The organism is Pseudomonas kribbensis (assembly GCF_003352185.1).
In the GTDB taxonomy this organism is placed as follows: domain Bacteria; phylum Pseudomonadota; class Gammaproteobacteria; order Pseudomonadales; family Pseudomonadaceae; genus Aquipseudomonas; species Aquipseudomonas kribbensis.
The window spans coordinates 6,206,089-6,230,410 of the sequence record NZ_CP029608.1; the positions used below are offsets into that span (position 1 = coordinate 6,206,089).

Annotated in this window: 20 protein-coding genes; 12 read left to right on the forward strand and 8 right to left on the reverse strand. The window is 61.9% G+C overall.

Features of this window, described 5'->3' with window-relative positions; genetic code table 11:
- Nucleotides 1-306: 306 nt before the first annotated feature.
- Together DLD99_RS28515 and DLD99_RS28520 are read right to left on the reverse strand one after the other, a co-directional pair.
- Nucleotides 307-1,308, reverse strand: coding sequence for a phosphate ABC transporter substrate-binding protein PstS (locus DLD99_RS28515; protein ID WP_085708814.1), 1,002 nt, complete (start codon nt 1,306-1,308; stop codon nt 307-309).
- Between the two features lie 154 nt (nt 1,309-1,462).
- Nucleotides 1,463-2,761, reverse strand: a complete 1,299-nt coding sequence (locus DLD99_RS28520) for an MFS transporter (RefSeq protein WP_114886411.1) — start codon at nt 2,759-2,761, stop codon at nt 1,463-1,465.
- A 378-nt stretch (nt 2,762-3,139) separates the two neighbouring features.
- On the opposite strand from DLD99_RS28520, the gene DLD99_RS28525 reads away from it, so the two are divergent.
- Complete coding sequence (locus tag DLD99_RS28525) at nt 3,140-3,544, forward strand: acyl-CoA thioesterase (protein ID WP_003229628.1); 405 nt, start codon at nt 3,140-3,142, stop codon at nt 3,542-3,544.
- A 59-nt stretch (nt 3,545-3,603) separates the two neighbouring features.
- Nucleotides 3,604-4,503, forward strand: coding sequence for a D-hexose-6-phosphate mutarotase (locus DLD99_RS28530; protein WP_114886413.1), 900 nt, complete (start codon nt 3,604-3,606; stop codon nt 4,501-4,503).
- 48 nt (nt 4,504-4,551) lie between these two features.
- Here DLD99_RS28530 and DLD99_RS28535 read toward each other — a convergent pair whose 3' ends face one another.
- The 5 genes from DLD99_RS28535 to DLD99_RS28555 form a co-directional block, all read right to left on the reverse strand.
- On the reverse strand, nt 4,552-5,088 hold the full coding sequence (locus DLD99_RS28535; RefSeq protein ID WP_085708811.1) for a DUF3299 domain-containing protein: 537 nt from the start codon (nt 5,086-5,088) through the stop codon (nt 4,552-4,554).
- Between the two features lie 90 nt (nt 5,089-5,178).
- Nucleotides 5,179-5,424, reverse strand: a complete 246-nt coding sequence (locus DLD99_RS28540) for a GlsB/YeaQ/YmgE family stress response membrane protein (RefSeq protein WP_114886415.1) — start codon at nt 5,422-5,424, stop codon at nt 5,179-5,181.
- A 111-nt stretch (nt 5,425-5,535) separates the two neighbouring features.
- Entirely contained in the window at nt 5,536-6,618 is a 1,083-nt protein-coding gene (locus DLD99_RS28545; RefSeq protein ID WP_114886417.1) for a 5-(carboxyamino)imidazole ribonucleotide synthase, read from the reverse strand.
- 10 nt (nt 6,619-6,628) lie between these two features.
- Entirely contained in the window at nt 6,629-7,120 is a 492-nt protein-coding gene (purE, locus tag DLD99_RS28550) for a 5-(carboxyamino)imidazole ribonucleotide mutase (RefSeq protein WP_007954291.1), read from the reverse strand.
- Between the two features lie 212 nt (nt 7,121-7,332).
- Nucleotides 7,333-8,241 carry a LysR substrate-binding domain-containing protein gene (locus tag DLD99_RS28555; RefSeq protein WP_085708809.1) on the reverse strand — a complete coding sequence of 303 codons (909 nt, stop codon included), beginning with the start codon at nt 8,239-8,241 and terminating at the stop codon, nt 7,333-7,335.
- A 180-nt stretch (nt 8,242-8,421) separates the two neighbouring features.
- Between DLD99_RS28555 and aspA the strand changes: the two genes are divergently transcribed.
- The 7 genes from aspA to DLD99_RS28590 all read left to right on the forward strand — a co-directional run bounded on the left by aspA (nt 8,422) and on the right by DLD99_RS28590 (nt 20,848).
- Nucleotides 8,422-9,846, forward strand: a complete 1,425-nt coding sequence (gene aspA / locus DLD99_RS28560) for an aspartate ammonia-lyase (RefSeq protein ID WP_085708808.1) — start codon at nt 8,422-8,424, stop codon at nt 9,844-9,846.
- Between the two features lie 430 nt (nt 9,847-10,276).
- Nucleotides 10,277-11,722 (forward strand): alanine/glycine:cation symporter family protein, encoded by a 1,446-nt coding sequence (locus DLD99_RS28565; RefSeq protein WP_085708807.1) that lies wholly within the window; start codon nt 10,277-10,279, stop codon nt 11,720-11,722.
- A 99-nt stretch (nt 11,723-11,821) separates the two neighbouring features.
- Nucleotides 11,822-12,826 carry an asparaginase gene (locus tag DLD99_RS28570; protein ID WP_114886419.1) on the forward strand — a complete coding sequence of 335 codons (1,005 nt, stop codon included), beginning with the start codon at nt 11,822-11,824 and terminating at the stop codon, nt 12,824-12,826.
- An 87-nt stretch (nt 12,827-12,913) separates the two neighbouring features.
- Nucleotides 12,914-13,912 (forward strand): AraC family transcriptional regulator, encoded by a 999-nt coding sequence (locus tag DLD99_RS28575; protein WP_114886421.1) that lies wholly within the window; start codon nt 12,914-12,916, stop codon nt 13,910-13,912.
- Between the two features lie 132 nt (nt 13,913-14,044).
- The gene (locus DLD99_RS28580; RefSeq protein WP_114886422.1) at nt 14,045-15,070 is read left to right on the forward strand and encodes a histone deacetylase family protein; all 1,026 of its coding nucleotides are present in this window, start codon (nt 14,045-14,047) and stop codon (nt 15,068-15,070) included.
- On the forward strand, nt 15,067-16,167 hold the full coding sequence (locus tag DLD99_RS28585; RefSeq protein WP_085708803.1) for a polyamine ABC transporter substrate-binding protein: 1,101 nt from the start codon (nt 15,067-15,069) through the stop codon (nt 16,165-16,167). Before DLD99_RS28580 ends, DLD99_RS28585 begins: the two co-directional genes overlap by 4 nt.
- A 142-nt stretch (nt 16,168-16,309) precedes the next feature.
- Nucleotides 16,310-20,848 carry a dermonecrotic toxin domain-containing protein gene (locus DLD99_RS28590; RefSeq protein WP_114886424.1) on the forward strand — a complete coding sequence of 1,513 codons (4,539 nt, stop codon included), beginning with the start codon at nt 16,310-16,312 and terminating at the stop codon, nt 20,846-20,848.
- A gap of 36 nt (nt 20,849-20,884) precedes the next feature.
- Here DLD99_RS28590 and pdxR read toward each other — a convergent pair whose 3' ends face one another.
- On the reverse strand, nt 20,885-22,438 hold the full coding sequence (gene pdxR, locus DLD99_RS28595; protein ID WP_114886427.1) for a MocR-like pyridoxine biosynthesis transcription factor PdxR: 1,554 nt from the start codon (nt 22,436-22,438) through the stop codon (nt 20,885-20,887).
- Nucleotides 22,439-22,530: 92 nt separating this feature from the next.
- Between pdxR and DLD99_RS28600 the strand changes: the two genes are divergently transcribed.
- The 3 genes from DLD99_RS28600 to DLD99_RS28610 are packed head-to-tail and all read left to right on the forward strand — an operon-like array spanning nt 22,531 to nt 24,295.
- Nucleotides 22,531-23,154, forward strand: coding sequence for an FMN-binding negative transcriptional regulator (locus tag DLD99_RS28600; protein WP_114886428.1), 624 nt, complete (start codon nt 22,531-22,533; stop codon nt 23,152-23,154).
- A gap of 10 nt (nt 23,155-23,164) precedes the next feature.
- Entirely contained in the window at nt 23,165-23,611 is a 447-nt protein-coding gene (locus DLD99_RS28605) for a GNAT family N-acetyltransferase (RefSeq protein ID WP_114886430.1), read from the forward strand.
- Between the two features lie 12 nt (nt 23,612-23,623).
- Nucleotides 23,624-24,295, forward strand: coding sequence for a GNAT family N-acetyltransferase (locus DLD99_RS28610; RefSeq protein ID WP_114886432.1), 672 nt, complete (start codon nt 23,624-23,626; stop codon nt 24,293-24,295).
- Nucleotides 24,296-24,322 lie beyond the last annotated feature (27 nt).

Genomic DNA, 24,322 nt, shown 5'->3' on the forward strand with positions numbered 1-24,322 from the left:
ACGAGGACGTACCAGCGGGTGAAGCGATCCTTGAGCGCGCGAATGCGGCGCTTGCGTTGCAACTCAGGCGTATTGAAATCAATGCGCTTGGGAGGGTTCGTAGTCATTTTGGAATTGGCCAGATCATTCATGCGCACACCCTAGCGATCCTGTATGACAGAAAGATGACAATGCAGTGACGCACCAAATCCGCCGCCAGCAGGGCACTGGCAGTGGATAAAAGAATTCGGGGAGTGTGGGGGCCGGGCCGCTTGCGGGCCGGGCCCCACACGGGAGTCAGGCGGGGTTCACCCCTGACTCAGTTTGTTACTTTTTTGCGACTTCAGCGCCGCCTTCCTGCAGACCCAGGTCAGCCAGTGCTTTTGCAGCAACCTTGGCCGGCAGTGGGATGTAGCCGTCTTTCACTACCACTTCCTGGCCCTGTTTCGACAGAACCAGTTTCACGAACTCGGCTTCCAGCGGGGCCAGAGGCTTGTTCGGGGCCTTGTTCACGTACACGTACAGGAAGCGGGACAGTGGGTACTTGCCGTTCAGGGCGTTTTCTTCGCTGTCTTCGATGAACTCGGTGCTGCCTTTCTTCGACAGAGCAACGGTTTTCACGCTGGCGGTCTTGTAGCCGATGCCCGAGTAACCGATGCCGTTCAGCGAGGAGCTGATCGACTGCACGACCGAAGCCGAGCCTGGTTGTTCGTTGACGTTAGGCTTGTAGTCGCCTTTGCACAGGGCTTCTTCCTTGAAGTAGCCGTAGGTGCCGGATACCGAGTTACGGCCGAACAGTTGAACCGGCTTGTTGGCCAGGTCGCCGGTCACGCCCAGGTCGCCCCAGGTTTTAACGTCGGCTTTGGCGCCGCACAGACGAGTGGACGAGAAGATCGCGTCAACCTGTTCCATGGTCAGGTGCTGGATCGGGTTGTCCTTGTGTACGAAGACAGCCAGGGCGTCCACGGCAACCGGGATAGCGGTTGGCTTGTAGCCGTATTTCTGTTCGAAGGCAGCCAGTTCGGTGTCCTTCATCTTGCGGCTCATCGGGCCCAGGTTGGAGGTGCCTTCGGTCAGCGCAGGTGGCGCGGTGGCGGAGCCAGCGGCCTGAATCTGGATGTTTACGTTCGGGTATTCTTTTTTGTAGTTCTCGGCCCACAAGGTCATGAGGTTGGCCAGGGTATCGGAGCCGACGCTGGACAGGTTGCCCGACACACCAGTGGTCTTGGTGTAGCTCGGGATCGACGGGTCAACAGCGGCGAACGCGTTGGCGGTCGCAACGCCAGCAGCGACAAAAGTCATTGCCGCCATCAAACGCTTCAGTTTCATGCCTTACTCCTAGCAGATAGGGGGTGTTAAGTCGGGGCCAAGTATCAGCAGGCCGTGTGAACACTCTATGGCTGAAATATGACAATTGGATGAAAGGCCAGCATCCCCTGTCGGAAGGCTGGCCTTTCAGTTGTAACCGGACGTGTGGGATGAATCAGCGGCCCTTGCTCCACAGCCAGGCGCCGACCAGGATCCCCATCCCGCACAGCACCGCCACGTAATAGGCAGGCCCCATCGCACTTTCTTTCAGCAGCAGGCTGACCACCATCGGGGTCAAACCGCCGAAGATGGCGTAAGCGACGTTATAAGAGAAGGACAGACCGCTGAAACGCACCACCGGCGGGAACGCCTTGACCATCACGTACGGAACCGCGCCGATGGTGCCGACCAGGAAGCCGGTCAGTGCATACAGCGGAAACAGCCAGTCCGGGTGATCGGCGAGGCTGTGATAGAACGTCCAGGAGCTGGCCAGCAAGCCCAGGCAACCGAACACGAACACGCGACCGGCACCGAAGCGATCCGCCAGTGCGCCGGAAATGATGCAGCCCAGGCTCAGGAAGACGATGGCCAGGCTGTTGGATTGCAGCGCAATCGTCGGCGAGAAGTGATAGACCGTCTGCAGCACGGTCGGGGTCATCAGGATCACCACGACGATGCCGGCAGACAACAGCCAGGTCAGCAGCATCGAAACCGCGATGGCCCCACGATGGTCACGCAGCACCGCGCGCAGCGGCACTTCTTCGGCCAGGGCCTTGCGCTGTTGCAGTTCAGCGAACACCGGGGTTTCGTGCAACCAGCGGCGCAGGTAGACCGAGAACAGGCCGAACACGCCGCCGAGCAGGAACGGAATCCGCCAGGCGTAATCCGAAACTTCCACCGGCGTATAAATGCTGTTGATCGCGGTGGCGACCAGCGAACCCAGCAGGATGCCCGCCGTCAGGCCACTGGTCAGAGTGCCGCAGGCATAGCCGACATGCTTTCCGGGCACGTGTTCGGAAACGAAGACCCACGCCCCCGGCACTTCACCGCCAATTGCCGCGCCCTGAATGACGCGCATCAACAGCAGGAGGATCGGCGCCCACATGCCGATCTGCGCATAGGTCGGCAGCAGCCCCATGATCAGGGTCGGCACGGCCATCATGAAAATGCTCAGGGTGAACATCTTCTTGCGCCCCAGCAGGTCGCCGAAGTGCGCCATCACGATCCCGCCCAGCGGTCGCGCAAGGTAACCGGCAGCGAAGATGCCGAAGGTCTGCATCAGGCGCAGCCACTCGGGCATGTCGGCGGGGAAGAACAATTTGCCGACCACGGTGGCAAAGAACACGAAAATGATGAAATCGTAGAACTCCAGCGCACCGCCCAGGGCCGATAGCGACAGAGTCTTGTAGTCATTGCGGGTCAAGGGTCGTGCGGGTTGGTCCGGCTGCGCGATGCTCGAGGGCGCTGTGGTCATGGCAAGGTCTTCTCTTATAGTCGGATCTGCCGCCACAACAACGCTGGCTGTGGCTCGGGCAGGTTCGGCACCATAGCAAATTGTTCGAAAAAGCACATAGAGGCGCGTATTTGACGGTCGAAATGAGAACCGGATGGTCGTCGCGGAGTCTACCGACCGATATACTCGCAATCCTGCTCCGGCTTGTAAGGGGTTGCTGTGCGAAAACGTCGTTGGTCGCCTTGGCGCGTGGATCCAGCCGGTTTCGCAGAGTTTCCCTTTAGGCGCCTTATGGAAAACGTGACGAACGTAGTATGTTCGGTGCTGAATCGTTTTTCCTGAAGACGGCTACCACCAGCAATACCCAACGAAGAGTCACGGGTCAGAGGCACCCCCGGCATGATAGAGCTCGAACAAGAAGATCCGATCCCGCAAGGCGACCTGGCCCTGCAAATCACCGCGCTTCCCCGCGAAACCAACGGCTTCGGCGATATTTTCGGCGGCTGGCTGGTGGCGCAGATGGACCTGGCCGGCACCGCAATGGCCAGCCGCGTCGCCGGTGGCCGTGTCGCGACCGTTGCCATCGACCGCATGGCGTTTCTGGTGCCGGTGGCCGTCGGCGCGCAATTGTCCTTCTATACCCAGACCCTGGAAATCGGCCGCAGCTCGATCCAGATGATGGTCGAGGTATGGAGCGACGATCCGTTGTCCAGCGAGTGGCGTAAAGTGACCGAAGCGGTGTTCGTGTTCGTGGCCATTGACGGCAGCGGTCGCACCCGTTCGGTTCCGCCGCGCGCACGTTAAACCTCGCGGCCCTTTCAAGGTCGATAGTCGTCCCAAGTTGCTGATTCGAGAGTTGTCCCATGAACACGCCCAACGTTGAAGCCGTGAAACTGGATGAACTGAACTGCTGGCGCATCCGCCACGGTCAGGCCGAAGTGCTGGTGGCCCAGCAAGGCGCGCACATCCTCAGTTATCAGGTTGACGGCCAGCCGCCGCTGATCTGGCTGAACGACAAGGCCGTGTTCAAGACCGGCAAGAGCATCCGCGCCGGCGTGCCGGTGTGCTGGCCGTGGTTCGGCGTCTTCGCCCGCAACCCGCAGAGCGTGCAGGCCATGCGCGTCAGCGAAGAGCCGGCGGCCGCTCACGGGTTTGTCCGGGCGATGGACTGGGAGCTGGGCGGTATCGAAACCGAGGGCGAAAGCCTGAAGGTGGAATTCACCCTGCCCTACCCTGAAGGCGGCTTTGCGGGTTGGCCACATCAGGTCGACCTGACTCTGACCCTGCGCCTCGATGATCAGCTGCACATCAGCCTGACCAGCCACAACCGTGGCACCGACACCGTCAGCATCAGCCAGGCGCTGCATAGCTATTTCGCTGTCAGTGATGTGCGCAACGTACGCGTCGAAGGTGTGGATGGCCTGAACTACATCGAGACCCTGGATGACTGGAAGACGCACACCCAGCAAGACGACCTGCGTTTTGCCGGGGAAACCGACCGCATCTACCTCGAAGCTCCGCCGCAATTGAGCATCGTCGATCCGGCCTGGGAGCGGCGCATCGTGCTGACCGCTACCGGCTCACGCACGGCGGTGATCTGGAACCCTTGGATCGACCGCGCCGCCGCGTTCAGCGACATGGACAACGACGGCTGGCAGCGGATGTTGTGCATCGAAACGGCGAACGTGATGGATGACATCGTGACCCTCGCGCCGGATGCCCGCCACACCATGGGCGTCAGCGTCGGCGGCAAGCCGCTCTGAAAACAAAAATCGCAGCCCTTGGGCTGCGATTTTTTTTGCTGCTCGGGATTACAGATCCTTTTCCTGCACCACCCGCACCTTGTCCGCTTCCAGCGCATAGGCCGCATCGGCCAGGTCATTGCTGACCTTTTCGATCTTCAGCGTGCCGGTCACCCACAGCGGCGTGTAGATGTCGTCCAGCTTCAAACCCTTGGGGTAGCGCACCAGCACCAGTTGATTCGGTGGCGGTGGCGGCACGTGGATGCACGCGCCCGGATACGGCACGAGGAAAAACAGCGTGCTGCGGCCCTTGGCGTCCGACTCCAGCGGCACCGGATAACCGCCGATGCGGATGTGCTTGTCGTTCATCGACGCCACGGTCTTGGTCGAATACATCACCGCCGGCAAACCCTTGGCCTGCTTCATCCCGCCTTTCTGGGTGAAGGTTCCGGTGGCTTCCGGAGAGTTGTGATCGATTTCAGGCATGGCCTCGAGGGCTTTCTGATCCGACTTGGGCATCAGTTCCAGCCAGTCGGTTTCCGGCAGTTCGCCGGCGTGGGCCAGACCGCTGCCCAGCAAAAGGAGAGTCAACAGAAGACGGCGCATGAAGATGCTCGTAGGAAAAAGGAAACAGTTAATCGCCGAGCATTCTAGCCCTCTCCACCGGTTTGGCAGAGAGGGCTTTTTCGCTTTGGATCAGTTCTTTTTGATCAGGCCGTAGATCACCAGCAGGATGATCGCGCCCACCAGCGCACCGAAGAAGCCGGCGCCCTGGCCCGCGTGATAAATGCCCAGGGCCTGGCCGCCGTAGGTGGCTGCCAGCGAACCGCCGATACCCAGCAGGATGGTCATGATCCAGCCCATGCTGTCATCGCCCGGCTTGAGGAACCGTGCCAGCAGGCCGACGATCAGGCCGATAAAGATGGTTCCGATAATTCCCATGGCATTTCCCTCTGAATTGGTCGATATGCGAAAGCCTAGTCAGACTTTGGCATCCTGCCATCAGAGAACGGCGGCCCTTAATGGTTCCGCCGTTGCCAGATGAAACTCTCGTTACTCGGCGATCAGCGCCTCGACCTTGAGGATCTGCTGTTCGAGGGTCGCCTTGTCCTTGCAACGCAGGTTGGCGTGACCGACCTTGCGCCCGGCCTTGAAGGCCTTGCCGTAGTGATGCAGATGGCAATCGTCGATGGCAATGACCTTCTCGACCGGCGGCACAACGCCGATGAAGTTGAGCATTGCGCTCTCGCCGACCTTGGCCGTCGAGCCAAGCGGCAGACCGGCAACGGCCCGCAGGTGGTTTTCGAACTGGCTGCACTCGGCGCCTTCGGTGGTCCAGTGCCCGGAGTTGTGCACGCGCGGGGCGATTTCGTTGGCCTTTAGGCCACCGTCGACTTCAAAGAACTCGAACGCCATTACACCGACATAGTCCAGCTGCTTGAGGACGCGGCTGGAGTAGTCTTCAGCCAGGGCCTGCAGCGGGTGATCGGAACTGGCGACCGACAGCTTGAGGATGCCGCTGTCGTGGGTGTTGTGCACCAGTGGATAGAACTTCGTCTCGCCATCGCGGGCACGCACGGCGATCAGCGACACTTCGCCGGTGAACGGCACGAAGCCTTCCAGCAGGCACGGCACGCTGCCCAGTTCGGCGAAGGTATCGACGACGTCTTCCGGCTTGCGCAGGACTTTCTGGCCCTTGCCGTCGTAACCCAGGGTGCGGGTTTTCAACACGGCCGGCAGACCGATCGAAGCAACAGCGGCGTCCAGATCGGCTTGCGACTGGATGTCGGCGAACGCCGGGGTCGGAATCCCCAGGTCCTTGAACATGCTTTTCTCGAACCAGCGGTCGCGAGCGATGCGCAGGGCTTCGGCGCTCGGGTAGACCGGCACGAATTGCGAAAGGAACGCCACGGTTTCGGCCGGGACGCTTTCGAACTCGAAGGTCACCAGATCGACTTCATCGGCCAGCTGACGCAGGTGATCCTGATCGCCGTAATCGGCCCGCAGGTGTTCGCCCAGCGCAGCGGCGCAAGCGTCCGGCGCAGGGTCGAGGAAAGCGAAGTTCATGCCCAGCGGGGTGCCCGCCAGGGCCAACATGCGACCCAACTGGCCGCCACCGATTACACCGATCTTCATCTCAACAACCTCAGGCAATACGTGGGTCTGGATTGTCCAGGACGCTGTCCGTCTGCTCGGCACGGAAGGTCTTCAGTACCGCGTGGAATTGTGGATGCTTGGCACCCAGGATGCTCGCCGACAGCAGCGCGGCGTTGATCGCACCGGCCTTGCCGATGGCCAGGGTGGCAACCGGGATGCCGGCCGGCATCTGCACGATCGACAGCAGCGAATCGACGCCCGAAAGCATGGCCGACTGCACCGGCACGCCCAGCACCGGCAGGTGGGTCTTGGCCGCACACATGCCTGGCAGGTGGGCCGCGCCGCCGGCACCGGCGATGATCACCTCGATGCCGCGGCCTTCGGCCTCTTCAGCGTACTGGAACAGCAGATCCGGGGTGCGGTGGGCAGAAACCACCTTGACCTCGTACGGGATGCCGAGCTTTTCCAGCATATCGGCGGTGTGGCTAAGGGTGGACCAATCGGACTTGGAGCCCATGATCACGCCAACCAGTGCACTCATCGTCGCGCCTCTTCTCTCTGGGCGCCCGCAGGCGCGTCAAAAACAACAAGCCACGCAGATTGCGTGGCTTGTTGTAGGAAAAATGGCCGGACGAACCGGCCGAAGGCCGCGCAGTATACCGCAAAGAAAGCAATAAACAGCCCCCGTGGCGACCATCTGTCAAATGAGCCAAAGCCCCGGTTTTATTGACTCAAAGGTCAGCGCCAGCGCATTCAGGAAGATTGTGCGGCACCGCCTTCAAGCTTGCGCCACAACAACCGCACGTTGGCCTTGCGCACCAGTGCGCAGCGATACAGGCGAATCTCCAGCGGCACATGCCATTGCGGGCCGCCGCAGACCACCAGTTCGCCTCGGGCCAGTTCGGCCCGCACGCTCAGTTGCGGCACCCAGGCAATGCCGAGGCCTTCCAGCGCCATGCTTTTAAGGCTGTCGGCCATGGCAGTTTCATAGATCGTGGTGAAGCGCAGCTGTCGCTGGCGCAGCAAGCCGTTCACCGAACGGCCGAGAAATGCCCCGGCGCTATAGGCCAGCAGCGGCACGCTGGCCTCGCCTTCCAGGTCGAACAGCGGTTTGCCATTGGCATCCGCCGCACACACCGGAAGCATTTCGGTCTGGCCCAGGTGCAGTGACGGGAAGATTTCCGGGTCCATCTGCATCGCCGCGTCCGGGTCGTAGAACGCCAGCATCAGATCGCAGCCACCTTCACGCAGCGCGTGCACCGCGTCGCCAACGTTGGTCGCCACCAGCCGCGTGGCGATGTTCAGGCCTTCGTTGCGCAGTTGCGCGATCCAGCGCGGAAAGAAACCGAGCGCCAGCGAGTGCGCTGCCGCCACCTGGATCACTTCACCCTGCCCGCCTTCCAGGTGATGCAAATGGCGCAGCACCTCGCCGAGCTGTTCGACCACCGTGCGCGCGGTCACCAGAAACAGTTGCCCCGCCGCCGTCAGCTCGACCGGCGTGCGCGAGCGGTTGACCAACGTCAGGCCCAGCGCGGCTTCCAGACTGCGGATCCGCCGGCTGAAGGCCGGCTGGGTCACGAAGCGCCGTTCGGCTGCCTGCGAGAAGCTGCGGGTGGCGGCCAGGGCACTGAAGTCCTCGAGCCATTTGCTTTCCAGATTCATCACGTCCTCCCGGACACGCACCAAAACAGGTCACACGTCTGCCGCGCACGCGGCGTCACACGGGCATTATGCCGAATATGCATAGGGCAGTGTTTAACAGCATTGGCCCTAAAATTCCCACAAGCCTAGCATTCGCAGCGTTCCGGCACAGACCGGGTCCATATCGAGATGATTTCTATCATGTCCTCCGCTGCATCATTCCGCACAGAAAACGACCTGCTTGGCTCCCTGGAAGTCCCTGCTCAAGCGTATTACGGCATCCAGACCCTGCGAGCGGTGAACAACTTCCGCCTCTCGGGCGTTCCGATTTCGCACTACCCGAAGCTGGTTGTCGGTCTGGCGATGGTCAAACAGGCCGCCGCTGACGCCAACCGTGAGCTGGGTCACCTGAGCGAAGCCAAGCACGCTGCCATCAGCGAAGCCTGTGCACGTCTGATCCGCGGTGATTTCCACGAAGAGTTCGTGGTCGACATGATTCAAGGTGGCGCCGGTACCTCCACCAACATGAACGCCAACGAAGTGATCGCCAACATCGCGCTGGAAGCGATGGGTCACCAGAAAGGCGAGTACCAGTACCTGCACCCGAACGACGACGTGAACATGGCGCAGTCGACCAACGACGCCTACCCGACCGCGATCCGCCTGGGTCTGCTGCTGGGTCACGACGCGCTGCTGGCCAGCCTCGACAGCCTGATTCAGGCGTTCGCGGCCAAGGGTGAAGAATTCAATCACGTCCTGAAGATGGGTCGTACCCAGCTGCAAGACGCCGTGCCGATGACCCTGGGTCAAGAGTTCCGCGCTTTCGCCACCACCATGGGCGAAGACCTGGCCCGTCTGAAGACGCTGGCCCCGGAAGTCCTGACCGAAGTAAACCTGGGCGGCACCGCGATCGGTACCGGCATCAACGCCGACCCACGCTACCAGGCCCTGGCCGTACAGCGTCTGGCCCTGATCAGCGGTCAACCGCTGGTTCCAGCCGCCGACCTGATCGAAGCCACCTCCGACATGGGCGCCTTCGTGCTGTTCTCCGGCATGCTCAAGCGCACCGCGGTCAAGCTGTCGAAGATCTGCAACGACCTGCGCCTGCTGTCCAGCGGCCCGCGCACCGGCATCAACGAAATCAACCTGCCGGCGCGTCAGCCAGGCAGCTCGATCATGCCAGGCAAGGTCAACCCGGTAATCCCGGAAGCCGTGAACCAGGTTGCGTTCCAGGTTATCGGTAACGATCTGGCGCTGACCATGGCGGCCGAAGGCGGCCAACTGCAACTGAACGTGATGGAGCCGCTGATCGCTTTCAAGATCCTCGACTCGATCCGCCTGCTGCAACGCGCCATGGACATGCTGCGCGAGCACTGCATCGTCGGCATCACCGCCAACGAAGCGCGCTGCCGCGAACTGGTCGAACACTCGATCGGTCTGGTCACCGCACTGAACCCGTACATCGGCTACAAAAACGCCACCCGCATCGCCCGTATCGCCCTTGAAAGCGGCCGCGGCGTGCTGGAACTGGTGCGCGAAGAAGGTCTGCTCGACGACGCCATGCTCGCCGACATCCTGCGCCCGGAAAACATGATTGCTCCGCGTCTGGTGCCTCTGAAGGCCTGATCCGACGCGTTACTTGTAGCACCGCTCACCAGGTCGAGGGACTAGACACCTCTCACCTTTTGAGGGCTTGGGGATCATTCCCCAAGCCCTTTTTTTTAACTATTTGAAAGGACAATCGTCTTCTGTGGGAGTCATCCCGCAAAAGCCCCGACGCCGGTAACGTCGGGTGTTTCAAAGCTTCGTTTCGTCGCTTGCACCACAACCGTGCAGACGGGCGCCGCACTGATCGGTATAGTGCCGCCCCTCTTCGCGTGAGCGGTCGTCGGTAACGAGGCCATAACCCATGCGAAACCCGAACTAATAACAAACCCGCGATATGGATCCGGGACGAAACCCTCGCCTCGCCCGTTGTGCCGCGCGCGCACCGGTGTAACGCGATGTTTCCGACCATCCAGCATTTGCTTACACAATAAACAGCGAGGAAAAATCCATGCTCGAAGTCATCAACGACTTCCTCTCAGGGAAAGTACTGATCGTGCTCATTGTCGGGCTCGGTAGCTACTTCACGATTCGCTCGCGTTTCGTTCAATTGCGCCACTTCTTCCACATGTTCGCGGTGTTCCGTGACAGCCTCAAAGGCAGCGCCGGTCAACTCAGCTCGTTCCAGGCCCTGATGCTCAGCCTCGCCGGCCGCGTCGGTGCAGGCAACATCGCCGGTGTCGGCATCGCCGTGACCCTGGGTGGTCCGGGTGCAGTGTTCTGGATGTGGGTGACCGCACTGGTCGGCATGTCCAGCAGCTTCTTCGAATGTACCCTGGCCCAGGTCTACAAGCGCGCCGATGGCGATGGCCTGTACCGTGGCGGTCCGGCCTACTACATCCAGCACGGCCTGAAGCTCAAGGGCATGGCGGTGGTGTTCTCGATCCTGCTGCTGGTGACCTACGGCTTCGCCTTCATCGGCCTGCAGTCCTACACCGTGACCCACTCGCTGCAGAACGCCTTTGCCTTTGACCCGCAACACACCGGTATCGTCCTGGCGGTGCTGCTGGCCATCACCTTCATCGGCGGCATCAAGCGCATCGCCTCGGTGTCCGACCTGCTGGTTCCGGTCAAGACCCTGGCCTATATCGCCGTGACCCTGTACGTGATCGGCACCCAGATCGAACACGTACCGGCCATGCTGGTCACCATCTTCAAAAGCGCCTTCGGTCTCGACCCGGCCTTCGGTGGCCTGCTCGGCAGCGCGATTGTCATGGGCGTGAAGCGTGGCGTGTTCGCCAACGAAGCGGGCCTGGGCAGTGCGCCGAACGTCGCCGCCGTGGCGGCCGTGAAGCACCCTGGCGCTCAGGGCGTGGTTCAGGCGTTCAGCGTGTTCCTCGACACCTTCGTGATCTGCACCTGCACCGCGCTGCTGATCCTGCTGTCGGGCTTCTACACCCCGGGCTTCGAAGGTGACGGCATCGTCCTGACCCAGAACTCGCTGGCCGCCGTGGTCGGTGACTGGGGCCGCATGTTCGTCAGCGTTGCGCTGTCGCTGTTCGTCTTCACTTGCATCCTCTACAACTACTACCTGGGCGAAAACAGCCTGCAGTTCCTCACCCGCAACCGTGTTGCGCTGATGACGTTCCGCGGTCTGGTGCTGGCGCTGGTGGTCTGGGGTTCGATGCAGGACCTGTCGACCGTGTTCGCCTTCGCCGACATCACCATGACCTGCCTGGCCTTCGTCAACCTGGTGGCCCTGGCCCTGCTGTTCAAGGTCGGCATGCGTGTGATGCGCGACTACGACGAACAGCGCCGCGCCGGCGTCGATCAGCCAGTGTTCGACTCCAGCAAATTTGCCGATCTGGACCTGGACCTGAAGGCCTGGCCAACCAGCCCGTCGGCTGCTGCCAAGGCTGATGCTCAGGCGCAAGGCATCCCTGCAGCGCAACGCTGATCGGGAAAAAACCGGGCGCAGGTCCTGCGCCCGGCGTGACACAAGCGGCGGTCAGCGTCATGCTCGACCGCCTGCTGTCTTCGTTCAGGAGAACTCCCCATGAATTCCTCGACTTACCCTGCCGCCCAGCACGTCATGGTGCTGTACACCGGTGGCACCATCGGCATGCAGGCCAGCGCCAACGGTCTGGCCCCGGCCTCCGGTTTCGAAGCGCGGATGCGCGACTACCTGCACAGTCAGCCTGAACTGGTCGTACCGCAGTGGCGCTTTCGCGAGATGTCGCCGCTGATCGACAGCGCCAATATGACCCCGGCCTACTGGCAGCAATTGCGCGAAGCCGTCGTCGACGCCGTCGATGTGCAAGGCTGCGACAGCGTGCTGATCCTGCACGGCACCGACACCCTGGCCTACAGCGCCGCTGCCATGAGCTTCCAGCTGCTCGGCCTGCATGCCCGCGTGTGCTTCACCGGCTCGATGCTGCCGGCCGGCGTCACCGACAGCGACGCCTGGGAAAACCTCAGTGGCGCGCTGGTCGCCCTCGGCCACGGTCTGGCGCCAGGTGTGCATCTGTACTTCCACGGCGAGCTGCTCGCTCCGACCCGTTGCGCGAAAGTGCGCAGCTTCGGCCGTCACCCGTTCAAACGCCTGGAGCGTCAGGGCGGCGGCGTGAAAGCCACTTCCCTGCCGGCAGCGCTGAGCTACAACCAGCCCAAGCAACTGGCCAAGGTTGCGGTGCTGCCGCTGTTCCCGGGCATCGGCGCCGAGATCATCGACGGCCTGCTCGACAGTGGCATTCAGGGCTTGGTGCTGGAGTGCTACGGCAGCGGTACCGGGCCGAGCGACAATCCTGAGTTCCTCGCCAGCCTCGGCCGGGCGCGGGATAAGGGTGTGGTGGTAGTTGCGGTCACGCAGTGTCATGAAGGCGGTGTGGAACTGGATATCTACGAAGCGGGCAGCCGCTTGCGTGGCGTTGGCGTGTTGTCCGGTGGCGGCATGACTCGTGAGGCAGCGTTCGGCAAATTGAATGCTTTACTCGGCGCAGGCCTTGAGACGGCTGAAGTACGGCGTCTGGTCGAACTCGACCTGTGCGGCGAGCTCAGCTGATCGCAACCGGCCGTGGGAGCTTCGCCGCTCCCTCGGCCCGGCATGCAACTTGCTGCCCTTTCCAGCATCCCAAGGCTGGAAGATCCTATGCTCCACTCCCACCTCACCACGCTCAATGCGGTCTCGCTGATCCTCAACACGTTCAAGTCCGAAGGTCTGTCCAGCGAAGCACTGCTGGCCGGCAGCGGCATCAGCGCGGCGGATCTGAGTCGGGCCGACACCCGCATCACCACCAATCAGGAGATGCAGGTCTGCGCCAACGCAGTCGCACTCAAGCATGACATCGGCCTGGAACTGGGGCGGCGCATGCACGTTTCCTGCTACGGCATCCTCGGTTACGCGCTGCTGACCTGTGCCACCTTCGGTGACGCTTTGCGCCTGGCGATCCGTTATCCGGCGCTGCTGGGAACACTTTTCGAGCTGAGCCTGGAAGACGACGGCGAGCGTGTCTGGTTCGTTGCCGCCGATTACCGCGAGAGTCCGTCGATGGCAGTGTTCAACGCAGAGTTCTGTCTGGTGTCGCTGAAAGTCATCTGCGACGACCTGCTCGGTCATTCGCTTCCTCTACTGGCCGCCCGCTTCGAACACGCCGCGCCGGATTACCGCGACAGCTACGCCGAGCACTTCAAGGCGCCCGTGCATTTCGGCGCCAAGGACAACGCCTTTGCCTTCGACCGACGCTGGCTCGACCAGCCGCTGCCGCTGGCCGACATCATTACCCATCAGGCCATGGCCGAACGTTGCCGCAAACAGAACACCGAGTTCACCGGCCGCCAGGCGTGGCTGGGGCGCATCCGTCAGTTGCTCACTGCGCAACTCAATGCCGCACCGGGGCTGGAAGGTCTGGCGCAGCAGATGAACTGCTCGCCGCGCACCCTCCGCCGACACCTGAAAGACATGGGTTGCAGCTATCAGGAGCTACTCGACGAGCTGCGCTTCGAGCGGGCCAAACAGATGCTTTGCGAAGATCAACTGCCGATCTACCGCATCGCCGAAACCCTGGGATTCAGCGAGACCGCGAGCTTCCGCCATGCCTTCGTACGCTGGAGCGGTGTGGCGCCAAGTCAATTCCGCCCACACGGTTAAACCGTCGAGGGGCGATATCAGGTCAGTATTTTTGGCCACATCGATCCCCTTTTGGCCTCTCTGGCCGTTCTCCGATTCGTCCCGCGCCGCAACACTGGAGCCAACCGAATCAGCCCCTGCGGAGAACAACAAATGCTGACGATCTACTCTGACGATCACCACCTGCACCACGGCCGCTGCGAATTGATCGACGGGCAACTCAAGCCTTGCTTCGAGATGCCGTCCCGCGCCGACCACGTGCTGCAACGGGTAAAAAATCAAAACCTCGGCCCGGTCGAGGCGCCGAAGGATTTCGGCCTCGGGCCGATCGAGCGCATCCACAGCCGCGACTACCTCGACTTCTTCAAAGGCGCCTGGGCGCGCTGGACCGAATTCAACACCGACGGCGACTTGCTGCCTTACACCTGGCCGGCACGCACCCTGCGTCAGGTCAAACCCACCAGCCTGCACGGCCAGCTCGGCTATTACAGCTTCGACGGCGGCGCACCGATCACCGCCGGCACCTGGCAAGCGGCGTACAGCGCGGCGCAAGTGGCGTTGACCGCTCAAGCGGAAATCCAGCGCGGCGCCCGTGGCGCCTTCGCTCTGTGCCGTCCGCCGGGACACCACGCCGCCGGCGATTTGATGGGCGGTTATTGCTACCTCAACAACGCCGCCATCGCCGCCCAGGCATTCCTCGATCAGGGCCACAAGAAGGTCGCGATCCTCGACGTCGACTACCACCACGGCAACGGCACCCAGTCGATTTTCTACGAGCGCAGTGACGTGCTGTTCACCTCGATCCACGGCCACCCGGAAGCGGAATTCCCGTTCTTCCTCGGCTACGAAGATGAACGCGGCGAAGGCGCCGGCGAAGGCTTCAACTTCAACTATCCGCTGCCGGCCGGTTCCGGCTGGGATGTCTGGAGCGCGGCGCTGGATCAGGCCTGCGCGGAGATCGACAACTACGGCGCCGACATCATCGTCGTGTCGCTGGGCGTCGACACCTTCAAGGACGACCCGATCTCGCAGTTCAAGCTCGACAGCCCGGACTACCTGGCCATGGGCAAGCGTATTGCAGCCCTCGGCAAGCCGACCCTGTTCGTCATGGAAGGTGGTTACGCGGTAGAAGAAATCGGCATCAACGCGGTGAATGTGCTGGAAGGTTTCGAGTCATGAAAAGTCTCAAGCATTTCATCGCCCCCGCGCTCTGTGCAGCACTGCTGAGCGGCGCCGCACACGCCGAAGAACGCACCCTGCGCGTCTACAACTGGTTCGACTACATCACCCCCAAGGCACTGGAAGATTTCAAGGCGCAGAACAGCCAGACCAAACTGGTCTACGACATCTTCGACACTAACGAAGCGCTGGAAGCCAAGCTGCTGACCGGCAACTCCGGCTACGACGTGGTGGTGCCGTCCAACGTGTTCCTCGCCAAGCAGATCGAGGCCGGGGTGTTCCAGCCGCTGGATCGCAGCCAGTTGCCGAACTGGAACCACCTCGACCCGAAACTGATGAAGCTGATCGAGGCCAACGACCCGGGCAACAAATTCGCCGTGCCGTACATGTACGGCACCATCCTGATCGGCTTCAATCCGGCCAAGGTCAAGGCGGCATTGGGTGACAACGCGCCGGTGGACAGCTGGGACCTGATCTTCAAGGAAGAAAACATCAGCAAGCTCAAGCAGTGCGGCGTCGCCCTGCTCGACTCGCCGTCGGAGATCCTGCCGCTGGCCCTGCAACACCTTGGTCTGGATCCCAACAGCAAGAACCCGGCAGACTACGCCAAGGCTGAAGCGCTGCTGATGAAGATTCGCCCGTACGTGACCTACTTCCATTCGTCCAAGTACATGGCCGATATCGCCAATGGTGACATCTGCGTCGCGGTCGGTTATTCCGGCAGCTTCTCGCAAGCCGCCAACCGTGCCAAAGAGGCGAAGAACGGCGTGGTGGTCGACATGCGCCTGCCGAAGGAAGGGGCGCCGATCTGGTTCGACATGCTCGCCATTCCGAAAGGCGCGAAGAACCCGCAGGACGCCTACACCTTCATCAACTACCTGCTGCAACCGCAGGTGATCGCGCCGGTCAGCGATTTTGTCGGCTATCCGAACCCGAACAAGGACGCCACCGCACAGGTTGACCCGGCGATCCGCAACAACCCCAATCTGTACCCGACCGATGCGGCGATGAATACGCTGTACACCCTGCAACCGCTGCCGCGCGACGCGGAGCGGGCACGCACCCGGGCGTGGACCAAGATCAAGTCCGGCACCTGACGCCAGCCACTGAAAAGACCCGCCTTCGCGGGTCTTTTTTTTGCGGTATCCATGTACCGCACCCTGTCCCTGACAAGCCTTTAACGTGTCCCGATCCCGGCGCTGCAGGAGAGCGCCGCTACCGACAAACAAGGACACGGACATGCCTGAAACTCCCCGCCCCGACATCGCCGATCTGCAAACCCGGCTGCTGTCCGGACCGTCACTCAGAGACGCAGCATCAAATGCCTTGCGCCCGGCGCTGAAGGCCCTGTACCCGAGTCTCGACATCGACCCGCAACTGGCAATCGTGGTGACCCCCACCTGGAGCATCGAAGAGGATTACGTCGTCGCCGGACCCGAGCAGTTTGAATCACTCACCGACGTCCTGGTGCGTCTGGGCGTCCATGGCACCACGGTGACCTGGCTTGATGGCGAACACTTTCTGACGCGCCAACCGGGGAGCGAACCGATCATTCATCTACCGGTGAAGATCGAAGCAGTGGGCCGCCTGATCAACGAGCTCGCAACACTGCTGTTCGTGGCGTACCAGGAGCAGCAACTCGCCTACTGGAACACCGCCACCGCAACGGATGAGCCACGCTGGTATCAGTTGTCGGATGCCTTGCGGGAGCAGTGGAACGTCGCCGATACACAAGGATGGGACGCCGAACGACTGGCCATGGTCAGAACCGTGTACCGGTTTCCCGACAGGCGACAGCGGCTGCACAACGACCCTTACAAGACACGTGCGTGTCTGATCGATATCGACCGCAATGACAACACGGAAGACCGTCATCTGACTGTATTGCCGATCGCTGTTCTGACGGGCACTTCGGGTCAGCGCACGATCATCACCACCTGTTCCGTCACCCAGGGGTTTCGCCATTTCGATTCATACGATGCCCTTGGCAATGCACTGACTTCGCTGCTGACTCCGTTGACCCGCGCGAGCCGCCTGAAGTGGCGACTGTTCGAACCCGATGGCAACTTTTTCGACCATCAGGCCTGCACGCTGCTGGCACTGGATGCGGACGTCATCGGCGCATTCGGCCAGTCACTGCACGCAAGCGATACCTCAGCCCTCCCGGTCGGCGAAAGCCTGACAGCAAACACGCGGGCAGCGTCTGATTTCGAACAACTGCGGCCGCTGCTGCCAGACTGGCTGGACAGCGCTTCCACCGCCGACCAGACCTGCTTCAGCCGGCACCTGCTGGATCTGGCGATCCTGCAGAACCGCACCCGCGGCAAATCCTTTCAACACGAGATTCCCACGCTCCACGCCTACACCGTGGCACAACTGGTCGCGCAGATTCGCAAGGATCACCCGGCGGCATCCGACATCCGGGTCGAGAACATCGAGCTCACCATCACCAGCCTGGTCGTGTGGGGGACGTTTGTCGTGCCGGGACAGACAGAGACCCTGACGCTGACGCTCATCGAACTGGCGCTGCAGAATCTGGCCGGTTTGCCAATGGGCATCAAAACCGTTCGCCATGTGGACGGCTCGCCGACTCCGGACTGGATGACCCCGCAGTACCTGGAAACTCTGGTGACCACGGTGGACATCGGCAATGTCTACCCCGCCATGCTCAAGCGCCGGTTGATCGAAGATCCGGTCGAAGCACCTGCCCTGCGCAAGCTGTACACCGATCAGCTACCAATCGAGCTGGCGTTGCTGGCGCTGCAATGCAAGATCCGTGGCGAGAGAGGCCTGGATGAACAAGGTTATCGCTATGTCGTCGCAGCCCTCGCCACGGCCCCCGGTGACCGGCTGGTGAACGGGCAAAGGATCGTGGTCCGCCCGTTGGCGTTTCGGGCCCATCGCACAAACGGCAGCACCGATACCGTGGCCAACATGTTCATCATCGGTCCAGAGGAGGCCCACAAGGGGCCGTGCCTGCTCTATCGACCGCTGCTCGACCCGCCACTCATCCAGTATCCGGGCCAGACCAATCTGCTGTATGCGATCCAGCACTCGCGGACGCTCCGGCAATCGGTACTGGCGTGGCTGCCCGATAACGTACGCTTCAATTATTCCCAGTACGTGTTCCCGGGTGCGCTGATGTCGGTGTGGACCCTCCCGCAATTGCTGGTCGACCCCACCGTCGCACTGGACATGACCGGGCCGGTCTCACTGGCACACGACAATGCCCTCGAAGCGGATGTGGCGATGGCGCTGTTCAATGCCAATGCCCAAGCCTTGATCACCCAGGCCGACCGCCAGTCCGTGTCCAACGCCGAAGCACGCTGGGCAACGCTCAGGCACGGTGGCTGGATGCTGTTCAACGCAGCCTTGCCATTCCTGGGCCGCAGCATCGGTAGCGCCGCGTGGGTCTGGCAGATCATGGATGATCTGCAATCCTTGATCGATGCGCAAAACGAAACACCGGGGACCGTCGAGTGGTCGGCCCTGACCGATGTGTTGCTCACGCTGGGCATGATCCTCGCCCACCGGGCCGCCTCCAACCGACAGACCCGACAGCGCACGGTCATCGCGCCAGAAATGAAACCCGAGCTGCTCAAGCCCGAAGTCTCGCGCCTTGCGGACATTGGTGGAGCGACTTTTCCATCCACCCATGAAACCTCACTGGTCACCGTAGGCGCCCTGAGTCGGTCAAAGCCGACCCTCGGCATGCTCCTCGACACCCTGAAGATCGAGAAGCCGGAATCGCTCATCGGGCCCGAGAATGCGGGACCGCACCAACACCTCTACAGCCACGCAGCGAAATGGTACGCACCGGTGGGCGAGCGCTGGTTCGAGGTGTCCATCAACGACGATGATCTGATACAGATCATCGACTCGCGCCAAGAGGTCATTCGTACGGGACCACTGCTGACCCATGATGCACGGGGGCAGTGGTTCATCGACCTGCGATTGCGCCTGCGGGGAGGTGGCCTGGGTAGCCGGCGTAAAAAAATGCAGCAGGAGAACAAGCAGCGGCTGAACCAGAAAAAAATCTCGCTGACCGCCTTCGAAGCCACCTTGGAAGACAAACAGCAAGAATTGATCAACGTACGCAAGGCCATGCTTGGGGCCACACCGCAGACGGCTGCGGCTGCACGCCGGCACTTTCTCGACACCCTGGATACCCAGATCAGGGCATACGCCGCCCACACCCAGGATCTCAAGGCCCTGAATGCGCTGGAACCCGTTCCGAACTACCGTTCCGCCATGGTGGAACGCCTGTCGCTGCAACTGTTTTTGATGCAGTCCTGGCTTAACGAGCACTCCGTGGACTTTCGCGATGGCTTGCGCACCACGCTGACACTGCTGGACGAAGAGCAGCCCGTGCGTGGCCCTGAGCGCTCGGCATCCTTTACCCGCATGACCGACATGACTCAGGGCATGATCGAAAAGATCGAGCTCACCCACTCGCGCTTCCAGGAGCTCAGCCTGCTGGGCAAGGAAGCCTGTGAGGTCACGCGTGTCTACAAGGCCAAACTGCCGCCCTTCACGCTCAGTGATCTGAAACTGTTGCAGATCACTCTGGCGGAACACCTGTGCCTGAAAGATGAGCCCGCCCCGAGCCTTGACGCACAGATGGCACTCGATCGACTGATCAACGACGCCAGCCTCAACATCCGCAGCGCTCTGGATCTGAGCGGCGATGAAAGCCTGCTCAATCTCGGAGAGCGGATCGAGGCCATGGACATGCTGGCGCAGCAGTTTTCCGCCATCGACCAGCGCTTTGTCGACCTGATTGCCGAGTATCCCGAGCACATCCTTGCCGATCGCCTGGAGCATGTACGTACGCGCGTGGCCGAATTCGGCCAGGACACGCTGACCCACCTGACCCGCCTTCTGCGGGAGCGGCGCCTCATCGAACCGGTGCCAGGTCCGTCCAGACCCGTAACGACGCCCACGAAAAAGATCATCAAGACCCGCTTCAAAGGCACGATTGTCGGCGAGCCACGCAAAGGCGCCGACGGCCGGGACACGGGGCTGGTAGACGTCAAGGCACCGCTGACCGGCAAGGTCATCGCCACTTTCCATGAAAAAACGCCTGGAGTGTGGCTGCGCAGAGTCACCGCTCGTCCCGCGCCCGAAAGGCCTGCGCCCAAACTGGCGGACAGTCTTGCCAGCGGCCAGTCGTTACTCGACGGGCTCGCGGAATTTGACCGACGCATACAGGCTCAGATCAGACGTGCCCCCAGAATTCCCGCCGAAATCCAGGACCTCTACCAGCAGCATGCCGGACGTTTGCGGGAAGTCATCAAACACATCGATCAGTCGCTGCTCGCCAGCAACCGCACCGAGGAACGCAACGACGCGGCCGTCACGCTGCGCAATGCTCTCGAGAGCGCAGTCAGCACGCTTCATGACACAGGCCGCAATACCCGCATCCGGATGATCAAGGAACAACCGCCCACGGCGGCGCGGGTGGAGTGGCTCAAAAGCGAGGGCGAAGTGGACATCGCCAAGGTCACCACCCGGCGTCGACTCAAAGGGCCCGGGAAAGACTTTCTGGACGAGTACGAGGTGCTTGATCGCAGAACCCGCGAGGTACTTTGGTACGCCCATTTCCACTACGCCAGTCCGGCGGATCCCGTCGGTTCGTTCACCGCCGCGCATTTGAAGACCGTTGCACAAAGGCGGCTGGGAGGCGCCATCGAGCGCGACAGTTCAAGTCAGGAACTGATCGCCATCTATCGCAGCGAGATCAGCCACGCACTGGCTTCGTCGATGTTCTTCAGCTGATGTCCACAGGTCGCGACGGACTGTGACCTGTCGCGACTAACCGAGCCAGACCTGACGCAAGCGGGCCAGAGCCGACTCGATCGCCGGCTCCGGTACTGCGGCAAATCCCAGCACCAGGCCGGCGCGCTGATCCATCGGCGTCGTCGAGTCCCGCAGCCAGTACTTGCTCAAACCGTGGACTTCCACCTCCACGCTCGCCGCCTGCTCGATCAATTGTTGTTCGCGAGCCACGCTGTCGACCGCCACCGTCAGATGCAGTCCGGCGGACACGGCCGGCAGTTCACCCACACCCGCCAGGCCTTGTGGCCAACCATTGATCAGGGTGTTGCGCCGGCTCAGGGCTGCCCGACGCATCCGCCGGATGTGCCGCTGGAAATGCCCGGCCGCCATGAACTCGGCCATCACCGCCTGAGTGCTCACTTCGGAATGCCGCACATCCACCGCGCGTCGTTGTGCAAAGGCTTCCACCAGTCCCGGCGGGAGCACCAGATACCCCAGTCGCAACGCAGGAAACGCGACTTTGCCAAAAGTGCCGACGTAGAGCACACGGCCCTGTCGATCGAGCGCAGCCAACGGAGCCAGTGGTGCGCCGGTGTAGCGATACTCGCCGTCGTAGTCGTCCTCGACGATCCAGCCGCCGGTGCGCTCGGCCCAGGCCAGCAGTTCCAGGCGCCGGGCCAGGCTCATCACCACCCCGGTCGGGTACTGATGAGACGGCGTGACATACGCCACCCGGCAATCTTCGGCGGCGGCCAGTGCCGTGCAGTCGATGCCCTCCTCGTCCACGGCTATGCCATGCAATCGGCCACCGGCCAATGCGAAGGCATGACCCGCCGCGCGGTAGCCGGGATTTTCGATGCCCACCCCGGCGCCAGGCTCCACCAGCAACTGTGCACAAAGGCTGATTCCCTGCTGTGCTCCACTGGTGATCACAATTTGTTCAGCCGAGCACTGCATACCGCGCGAACTGCGCAAATAAGCGGCGATCAGTCCGCGAAGGCGCGCATCTCCCGCCGGGTCGCCGTAACACAGTTGCTGCAAGTCGGGTTTGCGCCAGAACGCCGCGTTCAGCTTGGCCCAGACGTCGAACGGGAACAGATCGAACGCCGGAACCCCCACCCTGAATGCCCGTGGCGGACCACTTGGCGGCGTCGGCAAATGGTTCTGTTCAAGCCGCTGCATCGCACCGCTGTGGATAACTTTGCTGGATAAATCCCCAGTGGAATTGAGCGAAATTGTGGATAACGCTGTGGGTAAGCTTGTTGAAAACCCTGTGGATACTTTTGTGGATAGTTTTTTTGCCGGTGACGCCGATTGCGGCAATTGCGCCACATAAGTGCCGTCCCCGACCCGCCCTTCGATAAAGCCTTCGGCATACAGCTGATCGTAGGCGCGCACTACGCTGTTGCGGGATATCGCCAGCGCTGCCGCCAGATCTCGGCTGGCCGGCAGCCGTGTGCCGCTGGCCAGGCGCCCGTCGAGCACCCGCAGGCGCAAGGCCTGATACAGCTGGCGGCTCAGGCCTTTGCGGCGATCGAGTTCGATACCGGCAGGGTTGAACGGCAGCGACAGCGTAGTCGAATCGGGCATGGCAATGGACCTATGAAATTGGTCATCAATGGCTCTTACAACAGACCAATAGCCTGCCTAGGATGCAGGCATTCGCCAAGGAAAATCTCTCCATGTACACGCCACGCGCCTTTGCCATCGACGACCTGTCCCAACTGCACGAACTGATCCTCGCCACCCGCCTCGCCATTCTGGTGACTCACGGCGAACAGGGCTTGCAGGCCAGCCATGTGCCGGTCCTTCTGCATCGTGAACAGGGTCCGAACGGCACGCTGTACGGGCATCTGGCCAAGGCCAACCCACAATGGAAGGACCTGCGTGACGGTGCCGAGGCCATGCTGATTTTCCCGGGGCTCGACGCCTACGTCAGCCCGGGCTTCTACCCGAGCAAGGCCGAGCACGGCAAAGTCGTGCCGACCTGGAACTACGTCGCCGTGCACGCCTACGGTCACGCCGAAACCTTCAGCGATGGCGGTCGACTGCTGGACATCGTCAGCACCCTCACCGATCGCCATGAAGCAGGCCGCGCCCAGCCCTGGTCGGTCGACGATGCCCCGGCCGATTACATCGACGGCATGCTCAAGGCCATTGTCGGGTTCGCCATTCCGATCGACCGCCTCGAAGGCAAGCGCAAGCTCAGCCAGAACCGCAGCGCCGAAGATATCGCCGGCGTGCGCGAAGGCCTGGCCGCCAGCCCCGACATCAACGATCAAACCCTCGCTCACTTGATGCGTTAAGGAAATCACCATGAGTCAGATCGACATCCGCCCGGTCAGCGCCGCCGATCACGCGGCCTGGCTGCCGCTGTGGCAGGCCTACCTGCGTTTCTACAACACCGAGCTGCCGGAGGCCGTCAGCCAAAGCACCTGGCAGCGTTTTCTCGACCCGAACGAACCGACCCACGCCGCCCTCGCCTGGGCCGATGGCAAAGCGGTGGGCATGGTGCACTTCATCTACCACCGTTCGAACTGGAGCATCGAGAACTCCTGCTATCTGCAAGACCTGCTGGTGGAGCCGCAAACCCGCGGCACCGGCGTCGGCCGCCTGCTGATCGAACACGTCTACGCCACCGCCAAAGCCGACGGTTGCTGCAAGGTGCACTGGCTGACCCACGAAACCAATGCCACGGCGATCCAGCTTTACGAGCGCATCGCCGAGCGTCCGGGTTTCATCCAGTTTCGCAAAGCCATTTAAGGAGCCACGCGCATGACGATTTCTCTCGCCGACTGGAAAGGCGTGCCGCCGCCCTCCACCACCCTGATCGAAGGCCGCTTCATCCGCCTGGAAAAACTCGACCCGGCGCGCCATGGCGACGACCTGTTCAACGCCCTGCAGGGCCCCGGAGCTGACCCGAAACTCTGGGATTACTTGCCCTACGGCCCGTTTCCGGAGCGCAGCGCCTTCAATGACTGGCTGAACAACCACGCCGCCCACAGCGATCCGTATTTCTTCAGCGTCATCGACCGCGCCAGCGGCCAGGTGCAAGGCATCCTCAGCCTGATGTCGATCGTCCCGGCCCAGGGCCGCATCGAAATCGGCCACGTCACCTTCGGCGCGCCGATGCAGCGCTCGCCGAAAAGCACCGAGGCGGTCTACCTGCTGGCCAAGGAATCCTTCGCCCTCGGCTACCGCCGCCTGGAATGGAAATGCAACAACGGCAACGCCCGCTCCAAATACGCGGCTGAGCGCTTGGGCTTCAGCTTCGAAGGCGTGTTCCGCCAGCACATGGTGGTCAAGGGCCAGAACCGCGATACCGCGTGGTACTCGATTCTGGACTCGGAATGGCCGGCGATTGCGGCCGGGTTCGAGCGCTGGTTGAGCGATGAGAATCAGACGGCCGAGGGACAGGTGAAAGGGTTGGTTGAGTGCCGCGTTTAACGCTCAATCGAAATCAAGTGTGTTGCG

What these genes read in the sequence shown, in the direction of transcription:
- DLD99_RS28515 (WP_085708814.1), bottom strand. Translation starts at nt 1,308, where the DNA reads ATGAAACTGAAGCGTTTGATGGCGGCAATGACTTTTGTCGCTGCTGGC.
- DLD99_RS28520 (WP_114886411.1), bottom strand. Translation starts at nt 2,761, where the DNA reads ATGACCACAGCGCCCTCGAGCATCGCGCAGCCGGACCAACCCGCACGA.
- DLD99_RS28525 (WP_003229628.1), top strand. Translation starts at nt 3,140, where the DNA reads ATGATAGAGCTCGAACAAGAAGATCCGATCCCGCAAGGCGACCTGGCC.
- DLD99_RS28530 (WP_114886413.1), top strand. Translation starts at nt 3,604, where the DNA reads ATGAACACGCCCAACGTTGAAGCCGTGAAACTGGATGAACTGAACTGC.
- DLD99_RS28535 (WP_085708811.1), bottom strand. Translation starts at nt 5,088, where the DNA reads ATGCGCCGTCTTCTGTTGACTCTCCTTTTGCTGGGCAGCGGTCTGGCC.
- DLD99_RS28540 (WP_114886415.1), bottom strand. Translation starts at nt 5,424, where the DNA reads ATGGGAATTATCGGAACCATCTTTATCGGCCTGATCGTCGGCCTGCTG.
- DLD99_RS28545 (WP_114886417.1), bottom strand. Translation starts at nt 6,618, where the DNA reads ATGAAGATCGGTGTAATCGGTGGCGGCCAGTTGGGTCGCATGTTGGCC.
- purE (WP_007954291.1), bottom strand. Translation starts at nt 7,120, where the DNA reads ATGAGTGCACTGGTTGGCGTGATCATGGGCTCCAAGTCCGATTGGTCC.
- DLD99_RS28555 (WP_085708809.1), bottom strand. Translation starts at nt 8,241, where the DNA reads ATGAATCTGGAAAGCAAATGGCTCGAGGACTTCAGTGCCCTGGCCGCC.
- aspA (WP_085708808.1), top strand. Translation starts at nt 8,422, where the DNA reads ATGTCCTCCGCTGCATCATTCCGCACAGAAAACGACCTGCTTGGCTCC.
- DLD99_RS28565 (WP_085708807.1), top strand. Translation starts at nt 10,277, where the DNA reads ATGCTCGAAGTCATCAACGACTTCCTCTCAGGGAAAGTACTGATCGTG.
- DLD99_RS28570 (WP_114886419.1), top strand. Translation starts at nt 11,822, where the DNA reads ATGAATTCCTCGACTTACCCTGCCGCCCAGCACGTCATGGTGCTGTAC.
- DLD99_RS28575 (WP_114886421.1), top strand. Translation starts at nt 12,914, where the DNA reads ATGCTCCACTCCCACCTCACCACGCTCAATGCGGTCTCGCTGATCCTC.
- DLD99_RS28580 (WP_114886422.1), top strand. Translation starts at nt 14,045, where the DNA reads ATGCTGACGATCTACTCTGACGATCACCACCTGCACCACGGCCGCTGC.
- DLD99_RS28585 (WP_085708803.1), top strand. Translation starts at nt 15,067, where the DNA reads ATGAAAAGTCTCAAGCATTTCATCGCCCCCGCGCTCTGTGCAGCACTG.
- DLD99_RS28590 (WP_114886424.1), top strand. Translation starts at nt 16,310, where the DNA reads ATGCCTGAAACTCCCCGCCCCGACATCGCCGATCTGCAAACCCGGCTG.
- pdxR (WP_114886427.1), bottom strand. Translation starts at nt 22,438, where the DNA reads ATGCCCGATTCGACTACGCTGTCGCTGCCGTTCAACCCTGCCGGTATC.
- DLD99_RS28600 (WP_114886428.1), top strand. Translation starts at nt 22,531, where the DNA reads ATGTACACGCCACGCGCCTTTGCCATCGACGACCTGTCCCAACTGCAC.
- DLD99_RS28605 (WP_114886430.1), top strand. Translation starts at nt 23,165, where the DNA reads ATGAGTCAGATCGACATCCGCCCGGTCAGCGCCGCCGATCACGCGGCC.
- DLD99_RS28610 (WP_114886432.1), top strand. Translation starts at nt 23,624, where the DNA reads ATGACGATTTCTCTCGCCGACTGGAAAGGCGTGCCGCCGCCCTCCACC.